The sequence below is a fragment of the Vibrio sp. V01_P9A10T6 genome (assembly GCF_963877065.1).
Taxonomy (GTDB): domain Bacteria; phylum Pseudomonadota; class Gammaproteobacteria; order Enterobacterales; family Vibrionaceae; genus Vibrio; species Vibrio anguillarum.
Map to the genome: position 1 here is coordinate 1 of NZ_CAWNTB010000209.1, position 14,903 is coordinate 14,903.

Sequence of the window (14,903 nt, forward strand, 5' to 3'; positions counted from 1 at the left end):
CTTGCATTCAAGGCTTAAAAGCACAATATCTATATTCAGATAATTGAATAGTGTGAATATAGATATTGTATTAATAGAGTGTACTGCTCCTTTCGAGGATAACTGGCTCAACGGTGAAGACGGTACGTGTTTTTTCTACTAAAAAGGTAGGTATGTCATGGCAGAGCAATTTGCTAAAGCTTGGGAAAGTTTTGTTGCAGGTGAGTGGCAAAACGAAGTTAACGTTCGTGATTTTATTCAAAAGAACTATACGCCGTATGAAGGTGACGAATCTTTCCTAGTTTCTGAAGGTACTGAAGCGACAAACAAGCTTTGGGCTAAAGTGATGGAAGGTATCAAACAGGAAAACGCGACTAAGGCCCCTGTCGATTTCGATACTGACGTTATTTCTACCATCACAGCTCACGATGCAGGCTACATCGAAAAAGATCTTGAAACTATCGTTGGTCTACAAACTGAGAAACCACTTAAGCGCGCTATCATCCCTAACGGTGGTGTGCGTATGGTTGAAGGTTCTTGCAAAGCATACGGTAGAACTCTTGACCCTATGATTTCAAAAATCTACTCAGAATACCGTAAAACTCACAACGCTGGCGTTTTCGATATCTACACTCCTGATATTCTAGCGTGTCGTAAGTCTGGTGTTCTGACGGGCCTTCCTGATGCTTATGGTCGTGGCCGTATCATTGGTGACTACCGTCGCGTAGCACTTTACGGTATTGATTTCCTAATGAAGGATAAGCTTGCTCAATTCACTTCTCTACAAGAGCGTTTTGAGAACGGCGAAGATCTAACGGCAACGATGCAACTTCGTGAAGAAATTGCAGAGCAACACCGCGCACTTGGCCAAATGAAAAAAATGGCTGAAAAATACGGTTTTGACATCTCTCGCCCAGCAGAAACTGCACAAGAAGCTATCCAGTGGACTTACTTCGGCTACCTAGCTGCTGTTAAATCACAAAACGGTGCGGCAATGTCGCTAGGTCGTACTTCGACTTTCCTAGATATCTTCATCCAACGTGATCTAGAAGCGGGTAAAATCACTGAAGTACAAGCTCAAGAAATGATCGACCACTTCGTAATGAAGCTGCGTATGGTTCGTTTCCTACGTACTCCTGAATACGATGAACTATTCTCTGGCGACCCAATTTGGGCAACAGAATCAATGGGTGGTATGGGTCTTGACGGTCGTACACTCGTTACGCGTTCTAACTTCCGTTTCCTAAACAGCCTATACACTATGGGTCCTTCTCCAGAGCCAAACATCACTGTACTTTGGTCTGAGCAGCTACCTGACGGCTTTAAACGTTTCTGTGCAAAAGTATCTATCGATACTTCATCTATCCAGTACGAAAACGATGATTTAATGCGTCCAGACATGAACTCTGACGACTATGCTATCGCATGTTGTGTATCGCCAATGGTTGTAGGTAAACAAATGCAGTTCTTCGGAGCGCGTGCAAACCTTGCTAAAACCATGCTTTACACCATCAATGGTGGTATTGATGAGAAGTTGAAAATCCAAGTTGGTCCTAAAATGGACAAGATCGCAGGTGAGTATCTTGACTATGACGAACTATGGGCAAAAATGGACCACTTCATGGATTGGTTGGCGAAGCAATATGTGACCGCACTAAACAGCATTCACTACATGCACGACAAATACAGCTATGAAGCCGCGCTAATGGCACTGCATGATCGTGACGTTAAACGTACGATGGCATGTGGTATTGCTGGCCTGTCTGTTGCTGCTGACTCTCTATCAGCAATCAAATACGCAAAAGTTAAGCCAATTCGTGACGAAGATGGCCTAGCGATCGATTTCGAAATCGAAGGTGATTATCCTAAATTTGGTAACAATGACGCCCGCGTTGATGACATCGCATGCCAACTTGTTTCTACGTTTATGGGCAAAATCCGTAAACTTAAGATGTACCGTGATGCAATTCCAACTCAGTCTATCCTGACTATCACTTCAAACGTGGTATATGGTAAGAAAACAGGTAACACACCTGATGGTCGTCGTGCTGGTATGCCTTTCGCACCGGGTGCAAACCCAATGCATGGCCGTGACGAAAAAGGTGCAGTAGCATCATTGACTTCAGTAGCGAAACTACCGTTTGCTGATGCACAAGATGGTATTTCTTATACTTTCTCTATCGTTCCAAATGCGTTAGGCAAAGAAGAAGCAAGTCAACGTGCCAACCTTGCTGGCCTGATGGATGGTTACTTCCACCATGAAGCAGGCATTGAGGGTGGCCAACACCTAAACGTGAACGTGCTTAATCGCGAAACTTTAGAAGATGCGGTTAAACACCCTGAGAAATACCCTCAGCTGACCATTCGTGTATCTGGCTATGCTGTGCGTTTTAACTCACTGACTGCTGAACAACAAGCTGACGTTATTGCACGTACTTTCACTGAATCTCTATAATTTCAGTTAAATTACTAGCAAAATAGTTAAGCCCTGCTCGATGAGTGGGGCTTTTTTATACTCAGAAATCAAAAATGCGTAATGCATCGACCACAAATGTTACGCTGACCACATTTATTTTGATTCAATTGCCTATTTATCAACTGAATAGCGCATCTTTCCTATATGATTAGGGTTTGTCTATACTCTGCAGTGTTCGTATGAAGCTATTTCACATTCTTCCATTGACGTTACTCAGTGCTTCTGCGCTGGCCTCTCAACACGCAACGGTTGCTTTTAACCTCGATAACGATGGCGTATTTGGCGTAGATCGCGACTACACCAATGGTTTATTTTTAAGCTACACCTCAGGGGCGATTGCTCCATATTGGTGGGCTAAACCACTTAGCCTTTCGGTTTGGGGAGCGGCCCCATTGGACAAATGGGAAATCAGCATTGGCCACAAAATGTGGACTCCTTCGGAGATTTCTCTTACCAAACCAGAGCCGAATGAACGACCTTACGCTGGGTATTTACACACCGAGCTTAACTATATTAGTTTGCATCCCCAACAAGCCACGCGGGCAAATTTAACCATTGGAACCACCGGAGATGCTGCGCTTTCTGAGAAAGCGCAAAAGTTAGTGCACAGCATCACTAAATCTGACGAACCCAATGGCTGGGCCTACCAAGTAGAGGAAAAAATCGTCGGCAGCGTGGGTTATCTGTCTCACTTTAATCTGACACGATACCGCAGCTATGCAGGAACTGACGTTGAGCTTTCCAACGTTTCAGAGGTCAATGTAGGTAACTTTCGCAGTGATCTCTCCACAGGTTTTATGATGCGTTGGGGGACCGATCTTGCGGGTAACTTTGGCAGTGCTCAAATCAGTGCAGAAAACCCTTTCTCGGCAGGGATGATTGGTGCCTCGGATACTGGATGGTTTCTATTCGGAGGTGTAGAAGGACGCTATCGCTTCAATGACATTACCATCGAAGGAGATAGGCCTTTAAACGGATTGGATCACCCATCTGAATATTACCAAGTTAACTTGGAAAATCTTCAGGCGACCGCCGTAGTTGGTGCGGCTTGGTATATTCAACAAGTCGGTGCGAGTTTAACGTTCACCGCAAACACACCTGAGTATAAGGAAGACAAAAACTCCATTCACGGTGTCGGTAATATTTCTCTTTTTGCTTTTTTCTAACGTTTAGCAAACTGAAATTATATGGTGAAACTTTGGCAGTCTACACTTAGGCTGCTAGAGCGTTTATCCACAATCTGGCTGGTTGCTCTTAACTGTTCATTGTTCTCTTCCAAGGCTTTCATGGCTCGAGATATTTGTATCATATTATCTGCCATTGAATGGCTAGTCGTCGCCAAATCTCGGATCGATGCAAAAATGGCTTCTGTTTTATTCGCCGCTTCATCTGCTTTTTTGATAATTTGCGCGATAGCCTGTATTGCCTCATTACCTTTCTCTTGCCCACTCTGCATAGACTGCTCAGATTGCGCAATATAAGTGATTACTTCCGCACTTTCCTTTTGCATAGTATCAATAGTGCCGGAAATTTCGGCCACGGCATTGACCGTTCTTACCGCTAAACTTCGAACTTCATCAGCGACAACAGCAAAACCACGACCTTGCTCTCCCGCTCTCGCCGCTTCAATTGCGGCATTGAGTGCCAATAAGTTAGTCTGCTCGGCAATACCATTAATGATGTCCATCACCGAGTCTACTTTTGCAGAAGCTTGTTCAAGTTGATGGATGTGGCCTGCGGCCGAGCTTAGGATTTTACCAACCTCAACCAGTGACGTAATAGCAACGGAAATCACTTTTCCTCCCTCTTCTGCGCTTTGCATAGAAGATTTGCTGAGTTCCGCAACGAACTCCAATGAATTGGAGACTTCTTGGGTCGTCACGCTGACCTCTTCTGTGGCCGATGCCAATAATTGCGTTTGTCCCAAAACGTCAGATTGATTTGTCACCAAAGTGTCTAATCCAACATTCAGTGATGCGGCATCACCAGACAAGGCTTCACTGCTTTTCTGCACACCACTCACCAATTTCCCTAAATTTTCACAGCTTTGGTTAATGGCCAATGCCAGTTGATTGAATTCGTCCTTTTCGTTATTCGTCATCGGCATACGGCGTGACAAATCGCCACGCGAGATATTGTTCAACACGTGAATAGTTTGCGACAAAGAACGAGAAAGAGAAAAACTAAAGGTAAGGAAAATAGCAATGGTCAATATGGCAAGTAACGCACAGGCCGCCAATACGGACCACTGTGTTTGCGATGCGGTCGTTTTTGCGGCCAACTGATATTGCTCACTCAACGCGGAAAGCTTGGTTGAAATATCTTGAATCACCGACTTAACTTGCGCCTCTGTATCGCCTCTTTGTTTCTCCATCACTTGCAATTGCTGAGACAGTTCACTCACACGTAAAAAAGCCTGTTTAAATTGTTGTATCTCTTTTTCATACAGATCCAACATCGAATAAGAATCAGACATATTGACGAAACTGGCCATAGCACGATTAAACAGTTTTAAGTTTTGCTCCGTGGGTTCTAATAAATAATTTTGCTGCGCCTTAACCATGGCTTGAAAATCCGAGTTGATTGTAACCATCCCCGTCTCATCTATCTTTTTCTCTATCGTGGTGGCCAACGTTTTCAGCTCACCCAGCTTACCTTCGTTAACGTTGAAACCCACCTCTGATTTCACTTGCAACCAAGGACGCAAAAATTGGTCAAATTGTTTGGCCGCCTTGAGCAACACTTCCCCTTCTTGAGCAAAATTGGTCTTTTGCAGGAAAGCAACATTAGCATTCACCTCTTCCATCAACTGATCCAATTTATTCAAAATCGAGTTGACCTGATTGCCTTGCATGTTGTTTAGCTCGGATGCAAGCGACAACAAATTTGCTTGAGTAGTAAATATCGCCACAGAACCGGATGCCACTTCGCCACTGGAGCGATACTGTTCATCCATACCCATCAAGCTCTTTGCGGTATAAATCCCTAAACCTAAAAAACCAACACAAAGGATAACTAAAAATAGACTGATTTTTTGCTTTTGAGAAAACTGTACATCCATGAACTATTCCTTATTTAAACCCTATCGCATTCAACGAGTTCTTATTTCTATACAGTGTAGTCAATGTGCAGAATTTCATGACATTCATTTTGAGCCACAACATATGGTTTAGGATATGCGGCGGCAATTGCACATTAACCCTACTTAATCCCTACCATTTGTAATAAAATAACGGGCAAATAACCTATTCGAGATGAACTGATGTCAACAACTGGTCGTATTCATTCTTTTGAGTCTTGTGGCACGGTAGATGGCCCTGGAATTCGCTTCATTGTTTTTATGCAAGGCTGCCTAATGCGTTGTATGTATTGTCATAATCGTGACACATGGGACACCCATGAAGGCAAGGAAGTGACTGTTGAAGAAATCATTACCGAAGCAAAATCTTATCGCCATTTTATGAAAGCCTCTGGCGGCGGAATTACCTGCTCAGGCGGTGAAGCTATGCTTCAACCTGAATTTGTTTGTGATTTATTCCGCGCAGCGCAAGCTGAGGGCATTCACACCTGCTTAGATACCAACGGTTATATTCGCAAACACACAGACGTGATTGATGAAGTACTCGATGCCACTGATTTAGTGATGTTAGACATCAAACACATGAAAGATGAGATCCACCATGATTTTATTGGTGTGTCGAATAAGCGAACCTTAGATTTCGCGCGCTACTTACACACCATAGGTAAAAAAACGTGGATCCGTTATGTGATTGTTCCTGGCTACACTGATGACGAAGAAGCGGCTCATATGCTTGGTGATTTTATTAAAGATATGGATAACATCGAGAAAGTAGAGCTGCTGCCTTATCACAAATTGGGCGCTCATAAATGGGAAGCAATGGGGCTAGAATACCCATTAGAAGGTGTGAATCCGCCGTCAAAAGAGACCATGGACAAAATCGTTGGGATCTTAGCTCAGTATCACTCAAACATAAAATATTGATTGCTTGATTTAATAACCATAAAAATGCCAGCATAATGCTGGCATTTTTATAGAGAGGCTAGCCATGCAGCTGGAACAACTTGCGGTGCTATTGCTCCTGCTACTTGTTGGGTTAACGACCCTTCGCGATTTTAAATACTCATTTTGGACAAAGTTTAAGGCCGAGAAATCCTTTCAGCATCTCACCTATTTTGCCTCTTTTGCGCTTTTTCTTTTGTGGTTAGCTCAAGCCGGAGTGACCGAAGGATTGCCTATCCATTTTCTCGGTTTAACAACCCTCACGATGATGTTTGGCTGGCGCTGCGCATTTGTTATAACTATTCCTGTTACATTCGCACTGGCGGTGGTCGGTAAACTGGCCTTCTTTAACATCCCCGAATACTTACTACTATCATCGCTACTGCCAATCCTAGTTAGTTATGCTTTGTTTGCTTTGAGTTATCATTATCTACCGCGCAACATTTTTGTGTTTATTTTTGTGGCTGGTTTTTTAAATGGCGGCCTGACGGGTAGCCTGCATTTGGCCATTAACACCGCTTATCAATTGCTTCTTGGGCAACATGGCTGGCAAGTCATCCGCGATAATTACCTAATTTTTGTTCCTTTACTCGCTTTCCCAGAAGGGCTGCTCAATGGTATGGCGTTAGCGATACTATCCGTATTTAAGCCGGAATGGTTGCGTGTCTTTTCCGACAAAGATTATATCTATAACCACTTACACAAAAAGTGACAAGAATTGCACACATTTTATACTTTCCATATTAAATCCGTGTTGAGATCATGTTTCATTGTCGATAATTGCTGTTAACCTTATGCCATCAAATAGAACATAAAATTTAGTGAGGCTACCTCCATGGAAATGACCAACGCTCAACGACTGATTCTATCTAATCAGTATTTTTTGATGTCACAGATGGATCCCAACAACGCCAAAAAATACAAGCGGTTACAAACCATTGTAGAACGTGGTTATGAACTGCAAATGCGAGAACTCAACAAAGAATTTGGCTGCTTGACCGAAGCGGAGTGTCGCGAAGTGATCGACATCATGGAGATGTATCACGCCATGCAAGAATCACACAAAATGCTCTCCGATGCAGAAAGCAAAAATGTGGATCAGCGCCGCCTGCACTTTTTAGGGTTTGATATCGCTAAAGAGTCACAACGCGTTCATTACGTGCGTTTCTTGGTTGAGTCTGAAGGGCTTTACCCACAATTTGATAAAGCCGATCACCACTTCAACAGCCAAATGCCAATGTCAGATAAATATCGTCGCATGTTAACGGCTTGGCGTAATTGTCCTCGCCAATACCATTTGTCAACCGCAGAATTTACACAAATTTTTAATGCCTAAATTTTAATACCTAGCAAGGTAGGCTGACGAAAGATGAAAAGACGCAGACACTGCGTCTTTTTTACATTCCCCCTCGCAGTTATTAACTCCAACACCAACTTATCCCTCGAACTCTTGATATTCACACACTAAATAGTTCAACCTGCTCGACGTTATTACTGTCACGAAATTTAAATAAACACATAATTGTTAAGCAAAATTGTCAAACTCGGACTAGTCTTAAATTGTTATTAATTTGTGTTTTTAAGCGGTGTTGTCAGTTAGACAGTTTTCAGAGGGGAATTCACTATGAGTATTTTTGACCACTTTCAGGCACGCTATGAAGCCGCCAAGGATGAAGAGCTATCACTGCAAGAGTTTTTAGCTCTGTGTAAAGAAGATAAAAGTGCTTATGCCAATGCAGCAGAGCGGCTGTTAATGGCGATTGGTGAGCCTGAGCTGATAGACACAGCAAAACACCCCCGATTGAGTCGTATTTTCTCTAACCGGGTGATTTCTCGTTATAAAACTTTTGAGGATTTCTATGGCATGGAAGAAGCCATAGAACAGATTGTTTCCTACCTCAAACACGCTGCCCAAGGTTTAGAAGAAAGAAAACAAATTCTCTATCTACTCGGTCCAGTTGGTGGCGGTAAATCTTCACTGGCGGAGAAACTCAAAGCTTTAATGCAACAAATGCCTATTTATGTTTTGTCTGCAAATGGCGTTCGTAGCCCAGTCAATGACCACCCATTTTGTCTGTTTGATGTGGTTGAAGATGGCGAAATCCTCAAGCAGGAATATGGGATAGAAAAACGCTATTTACGCTCAATTACATCACCTTGGGCGGCCAAACGCTTACACGAGTTTGGTGGCGATATTTCCAAATTCAAAGTCGTCAAAGTACGACCTTCAATTCTCGATCAAATTGCCGTCGCAAAAACCGAGCCCGGAGATGAAAACAACCAAGACATTTCGTCACTGGTTGGGAAAGTGGATATTCGGAAACTCGAGCATTTCTCGCAAGATGACCCCGATGCATATAGCTATTCCGGTGCACTCTGTAAAGCCAACCAAGGGTTAATGGAGTTTGTTGAGATGTTCAAAGCGCCAATTAAGGTGCTTCACCCACTCTTAACCGCCACGCAAGAAGGAAACTTCAACGGAACAGAAGGGTTATCTGCCCTACCCTTTGATGGCATGATTTTAGCGCACTCAAACGAATCAGAGTGGCAGACATTCCGTAACAACAAAAACAACGAAGCGTTTTTGGACCGGGTTTATATCGTTAAAGTTCCTTACTGTTTACGCGTCTCGGAAGAAGTGAAAATTTACCAAAAACTGCTTGAACACAGTGAACTATCCAAAGCGCCATGCTCACCAAGCACACTAGAATTACTTGGTCAATTTAGTATCCTCTCGCGCCTAAAAGTGCCGGAAAACTCGTCACTCTTCTCCAAAATGCGCGTCTACGATGGTGAAACGCTAAAAGATACCGATCCAAAAGCAAAAAGCTATCAAGAGTATCGTGACTACGCAGGTGTTGACGAAGGGATGTCCGGTTTATCGACTCGCTTTGCCTTTAAAATACTGTCGCGCGTATTCAACTTTGACCAAACGGAAGTTGCGGCTAACCCCGTTCATCTGTTCTATGTCATCGAACAGCAAGTTGAACGCGAGCAGTTCCCTCAAGAAATCGCTGAACGATATATGGAGTTTTTAAAAGGCTACTTAGTGCCTCGTTATGTCGAGTTCATTGGTAAAGAGATTCAAACAGCTTATTTGGAATCTTATTCTGAATACGGTCAAAATATTTTTGACCGCTACGTTACTTATGCTGATTTCTGGATCCAAGACCAAGAGTATCGTGATCCTGAAACTGGCCAACTTTTCGATCGTTCATCGCTCAATAACGAGTTAGAAAAAATCGAGAAAACAGCAGGCATTAGTAACCCGAAAGATTTCCGAAATGAAATCGTCAATTTTGTACTGCGTGCGAAAGCGCACAACAATGGACAAAATCCGGTTTGGACCAGTTACGAAAAACTGCGTACCGTCATTGAGAAAAAAATGTTCTCAAATACCGAAGAGCTACTTCCTGTTATCTCTTTTAATGCCAAAACCTCATCGGATGATCAGAAAAAACACGACGATTTTGTCGCTCGTATGATGGAGAAAGGTTATACAGAAAAACAAGTAAGGCTGTTGTCTGAGTGGTATTTACGCGTCCGTAAATCTTCTTAACTTCAAGCAAACCAAAACCTGTACATGCGTTAGCCATACGAACAATGGCTAACGTAAAGGTGACGTTTTCAAGGGGATACTCATGGCGCAATTTATCGATAGAAGATTGAACGGTAAAAACAAAAGCGCGGTCAATAGACAACGCTTTTTACGCCGTCATAAAGAGCAGATCAAAGAATCTGTTGCAGACGCAGTGAATCGTCGCTCCATCACCAACACCGAGTCTGGCGAAGATGTGTCGATCCCAAATCACGACATCAAAGAACCCGTGTTTCATCAAGGAAAAGGCGGCCTAAAAGAACGAGTTCACCCGGGTAATGACCAGTTTATTACTGGTGATAAAATTGAGAGACCTAAAGGTGGCGGACAAGGCAATGGTTCAGGACAAGGTGATGCGAGTGCTGATGGCGAAGGCCAAGATGAATTTATTTTCCAAATCTCTAAAGATGAATATCTTGATCTACTGTTTGAAGATCTGGAATTGCCTAATCTAGAAAAAAATCAAATCAATAAAATTACAGAATGGAAAACTCATCGCGCGGGTTTCAAAACGGCAGGTGTACCGTCGAACATTGCTGTAGTTCGCTCTTTGCAACAATCACTGGCTCGCCGCACCGCAATGACAGCGGGAAAACGTCGTTTAATGGGGGAATTAGAAGAAGAGTTACTGCGCATTCAAAATAGAGAGCCCGCTCAAGTATTAGAAGAGAAGCGACTTAAGCAAGAAATCGAAGCGTTGCGTAAAAAAATTGAAAGTGTGCCGTTTATTGATACGTTTGACCTACGTTTCAAAAACTTTGAAAAACGCCCCATTCCATCGAGCCAAGCTGTTATGTTCTGCTTAATGGATGTGTCGGGTTCAATGGATCAAGCGACTAAAGATATTGCCAAACGTTTTTACGTGTTGCTGTATCTATTTTTAACTCGCACTTATGAAAATGTCGAAGTGGTGTTTATTCGTCACCATACGCAAGCCAAAGAGGTGGATGAGCACGAGTTCTTCTACTCTCAAGAGACCGGCGGCACGATTGTTTCTAGCGCACTGAAATTAATGCATGAAATCATTGAACAACGCTACCCACTCGGCGAATGGAACATCTACGCAGCTCAAGCATCCGATGGTGATAACTGGGCTGATGATTCGCCTCGTTGTAAAGAACTCCTCACCAATAAGCTTCTGCCATATTGCCAGTATTACGCTTATATTGAAATCACTCGTCGCTCACACCAAACCTTGTGGCACGAGTACGAAAAATTACAACCCTCATTTGGCAATTTTGCGATTAAAAACATTCGCACCGTGGATGACATATTCCCTGTATTTAGGGAGCTATTCCAAAAGGAAACAGCTTAGGGAGGCATACTAATGACAACAAAAGCGAAAGGTACTTCAAAACGCAAGAGCAAATTGTTACCAGACGGGCCTGACTGGACGTTTGAGCTTTTGGAGAAATACCATACTGAAATACGCCGGGTAGCTGAGTTTTATCGTCTCGATACTTACCCCAATCAAATTGAAGTTATTACCTCCGAGCAGATGATGGATGCCTACTCCAGCATTGGCATGCCGATTAATTACAGCCACTGGTCATTTGGCAAAAAATTTATTCAAACGGAACAAGGTTACAAACATGGCCAAATGGGGCTCGCGTATGAGATCGTTATTAACTCAGACCCATGCATTGCCTATTTAATGGAAGAAAACACCGTCACTATGCAAGCCTTAGTGATGGCGCACGCTTGCTATGGTCACAACTCGTTTTTCAAAGGCAACTACCTTTTCCAAACTTGGACGGATGCGAGCTCTATCATTGACTATCTCTTGTTTGCCAAAAACTACATTTCAGAATGCGAAGAAAAATATGGCGTACCCGAAGTCGAATCGCTGCTCGACTCATGCCACGCGTTAATGAATTATGGTGTTGACCGCTATAAACGACCTGAAAAAATATCGATAGCAGAAAAAAAAACGTCAAGAAGAGCGCGAAGCTTATCTACAATCACAAGTTAATGAACTGTGGCGCACCGTGCCCAAAGCAAAAACCAAAGAAGAAGATCTTAAAGTTCGTTTTCCAAGTGAGCCACAAGAAAACATTCTTTATTTCATTGAGAAACATGCGCCACTGCTTGAGCCATGGCAACGGGAGATCGTTCGTATTGTGAGAAAAATAAGCCAATATTTTTACCCACAAAAACAGACGCAAGTGATGAATGAAGGCTGGGCCACATTCTGGCACTACACTATCTTGAATCACCTTTATGATGAAGGTTTTGTTTCTGAGAAATTCATTCTTGAGTTTCTGCACAGCCACACCAGTGTCGTCGCACAACCTTCTTACAACAGCCCCTATTTTAGTGGCATCAATCCATATGCACTTGGCTTTGCTATGTTCAGAGATATTAAACGTATTTGTGAAGAGCCAACCGATGAAGATAGGGAATGGTTTCCTGAGCTTGCTGGCACAGAATGGTTAGATGCGCTTCATTTTGCTATGCACAACTTTAAGGACGAGAGCTTCATTAGCCAGTATCTTTCACCTAAAGTAATGCGCGATTTCAAGCTGTTTGCCATTGTGGATGACGATCGCAAAAATTTTATTGAAGTTAGTGCCATTCACGATGATATTGGCTATCACGCCATCCGTGAAAAGCTTGCGGCACAGTACAATCTCAGTAATTTAGAACCGAATATTCAAGTTTATAACGTGGATGTTCGTGGTGATCGTTCACTGACGCTTCAACACGTTCCACACGATAGAATTCCTTTAGATCAAAGCTGTCATGAGGTACTAAAACACCTTTACCGTTTATGGGGGTTTGATGTCATTTTAGAGGAAGTCAAAGAGAGTGGCCGACGTGAAATTTTAGCGACTTGCCCGCCACAAAATGAAACTCGGATTTAGCAATCAGAGGCCAATACAAAGAGGAAAAGGAGCTAAATAGCTCCTTTTCCTTAGTTTTTCCTTCGAACTGGGCGTAAGTTCAAACAGTTTAAGCGTTATGTGAACTAACGAGAGCACGAACCAATTCAAGATCCTCTGGTGTATCAACCCCTGCAGGCGGTGCTTCTTTAGCAACGGCAACGTGAATTTTTTCACCATACCACAGTACTCGAAGCTGCTCTAAACACTCAATTTTCTCAAGTACACTGGGTTGCCAGTTGATATAAGTATTGATGAAACCAGCCCGATAAGCGTAAATACCAATATGACGTAGCAATGGCTGAATCACCGTTTGACCACCAGCTGCAAAATTGTCTCTATCCCAAGGAATTGTCGCACGGCTGAAATACAGCGCGTAACCCTCTTGATCTGTTACCACTTTAACCGCGTTAGGGTTAAACACTTCAGCTTGATCAGTAATTTCAACCGCTAAAGTCGCCATCGGCGCGCTACTGTTGGCTAAATTGTTAGCGACCTGCTTGATGATGCTCGGTGGAATGAGTGGCTCGTCACCTTGTACGTTAACAATAATGTGGTGATCGGCAATGCCCATTAATTTCACCACTTCGGCTAAACGCTCAGTACCGGACTCGTGATGTGATGATGTCATACAAACATTGCCACCAAACGCATGGACAGCCGCTTCAACACGAGCATCATCAGTAGCAATAACGACCTGCTCAGCTCCCGATTGTAACGCTTGCTCATAAACCCACTGAATCATGGGTTTACCGCCGATATCGGCCAAAGGTTTGCCAGGTAAGCGAGTTGACTGATAACGAGCAGGGATAACAACGGTGAAAGCCATTATCGTCCCTCATCCATCGTCATGCTGCGCGCTTCTGGCTCAAGCAACACAGGAATCCCTTCTTTTATTGGGTAGGCCAAACGATCTAACTTACAAATAAGCTCTTGATTTTCTTTATCATAAGTCAACTTACTTTTACATACAGGGCAAGCTACAATTTCAAGCAGACGGTGATCCATATGACTCCATTACCTCTTTTATTTTGTCCAAAATACGCCTTTCATCTGGCGAACTAAATTGCGCAGAAACGGGAAGATACCACCAGTTTTCTTGTGCAAAGGCCGCACATTTCACTGCGTCTTTTTCTGTCATGATGACGTTTGCTCCATGTTGCGCAAGCGCCTCTAATTCTGAATATTGATACTCTCGGTGATCAGCAAAACCTTGGGTCAATACCGTCTTTGCACCTAAAGCTTCTAATGTATTAAAAAAGCGCGTGGGATAACCAATGCCAGCAAAAGCCACTAATGCAGCTAACTGGCTCACTGGCGCTTGCTGACCTGTCACTAAGTTAACGGCTAAGCTAGGTGAAAGGTGCATAGCCAATTCGCCATATTGAGCTTGACCGCCATTAGTCACAATAAAATCAACTTCCGCTAACCGAGAGAGTGGCTCTCTTAACGGACCTAAAGGCATGAACTGCTCATTACCGAAGCGACGAACGCCGTCCACGACTGCAAATTCGAGATCACGCTCCAATGCATAGTGCTGAAGGCCATCGTCAGTGATGATCACATCAACACCCAACGGAAGCAGGGCTTGCACTGCTTGTGAGCGCTTTGGTGCAACAGCAACCGGAGCACCCGTGCGCTGGTGAATCAATTTAGGTTCGTCACCGCAGTGAGTGGTTGGCGTGTCACTTTGCAGCACTAATGGATAAATCGGAGCTTTACCACCATACCCACGCGAAACAACTCCTGGTTTGAAACCTTGTTCTTGTAAAGCTTCCACTAACCATACAACCAACGGTGTTTTACCATTACCACCCGCCGTAATATTACCCACCACCACCACAGGAACGGGAGCCTTATAGCGCTCTTTTTTGTTCGCTTGGAATGCTCGCTTACGTGCTTGACTGACCAACAGAAACAAGACACTCAGGGGCCACAACAGTGGCC

The 14,903-nt window shown here is 43.5% G+C and carries 11 protein-coding genes and 1 pseudogene; 8 read left to right on the top strand and 4 right to left on the bottom strand.

Translation table 11 applies throughout. From position 1 onward, the window contains the following. Positions 1–157 precede the first annotated feature (157 nt). Together pflB and AACQ21_RS16185 are read left to right on the top strand one after the other, a co-directional pair. Positions 158–2,434 carry a formate C-acetyltransferase gene (pflB, locus tag AACQ21_RS16180; RefSeq protein ID WP_013856546.1) on the top strand — a complete coding sequence of 759 codons (2,277 nt, stop codon included), beginning with the start codon at positions 158–160 and terminating at the stop codon, positions 2,432–2,434. Between the two features lie 200 nt (positions 2,435–2,634). Continuing rightward, on the top strand, positions 2,635–3,621 hold the full coding sequence (locus AACQ21_RS16185) for a lipid A deacylase LpxR family protein (RefSeq protein ID WP_026028681.1): 987 nt from the start codon (positions 2,635–2,637) through the stop codon (positions 3,619–3,621). Positions 3,622–3,638: 17 nt separating this feature from the next. Here the strand turns inward: AACQ21_RS16185 and AACQ21_RS16190 are convergent, their stop codons facing one another. Beyond that, positions 3,639–5,516: a methyl-accepting chemotaxis protein gene (locus tag AACQ21_RS16190; RefSeq protein ID WP_013856544.1), complete on the bottom strand. Its 1,878-nt coding sequence runs from the start codon at positions 5,514–5,516 to the stop codon at positions 3,639–3,641. A 201-nt stretch (positions 5,517–5,717) separates the two neighbouring features. Here AACQ21_RS16190 and pflA point away from each other — a divergent pair, with 201 nt between their 5' ends. From pflA to AACQ21_RS16220, 6 genes and pseudogenes are all read left to right on the top strand, one after another. Then, entirely contained in the window at positions 5,718–6,458 is a 741-nt protein-coding gene (pflA, locus tag AACQ21_RS16195; RefSeq protein ID WP_105976558.1) for a pyruvate formate lyase 1-activating protein, read from the top strand. Between the two features lie 64 nt (positions 6,459–6,522). Further along, positions 6,523–7,188: an energy-coupling factor ABC transporter permease gene (locus AACQ21_RS16200; RefSeq protein ID WP_013856542.1), complete on the top strand. Its 666-nt coding sequence runs from the start codon at positions 6,523–6,525 to the stop codon at positions 7,186–7,188. A gap of 123 nt (positions 7,189–7,311) precedes the next feature. Beyond that, positions 7,312–7,812 carry a YfbU family protein gene (locus tag AACQ21_RS16205; protein WP_013856541.1) on the top strand — a complete coding sequence of 167 codons (501 nt, stop codon included), beginning with the start codon at positions 7,312–7,314 and terminating at the stop codon, positions 7,810–7,812. A 288-nt stretch (positions 7,813–8,100) separates the two neighbouring features. Further along, positions 8,101–10,035: a PrkA family serine protein kinase gene (locus AACQ21_RS16210; protein ID WP_013856540.1), complete on the top strand. Its 1,935-nt coding sequence runs from the start codon at positions 8,101–8,103 to the stop codon at positions 10,033–10,035. 82 nt (positions 10,036–10,117) lie between these two features. Continuing rightward, positions 10,118–11,389: a YeaH/YhbH family protein gene (locus tag AACQ21_RS16215; protein WP_017042294.1), complete on the top strand. Its 1,272-nt coding sequence runs from the start codon at positions 10,118–10,120 to the stop codon at positions 11,387–11,389. A gap of 12 nt (positions 11,390–11,401) precedes the next feature. Continuing rightward, positions 11,402–12,938: pseudogene (locus tag AACQ21_RS16220) on the top strand (SpoVR family protein). 88 nt (positions 12,939–13,026) lie between these two features. On the opposite strand, the gene kdsB reads toward AACQ21_RS16220, so the two are convergent. The 3 genes from kdsB to lpxK form a co-directional block, all read right to left on the bottom strand. After that, the gene (gene kdsB, locus AACQ21_RS16225; RefSeq protein ID WP_088728955.1) at positions 13,027–13,785 is read right to left on the bottom strand and encodes a 3-deoxy-manno-octulosonate cytidylyltransferase; all 759 of its coding nucleotides are present in this window, start codon (positions 13,783–13,785) and stop codon (positions 13,027–13,029) included. Further along, a complete protein-coding gene (locus AACQ21_RS16230) occupies positions 13,785–13,964 on the bottom strand; it encodes a Trm112 family protein (protein ID WP_013856535.1) in 180 nt (59 codons plus the stop codon). Before AACQ21_RS16230 ends, kdsB begins: the two co-directional genes overlap by 1 nt. Next, the coding region (gene lpxK / locus AACQ21_RS16235; RefSeq protein WP_105976559.1) for a tetraacyldisaccharide 4'-kinase at positions 13,945–14,903 on the bottom strand (959 nt) is incomplete at its 5' end. The genes lpxK and AACQ21_RS16230, both read right to left, overlap by 20 nt.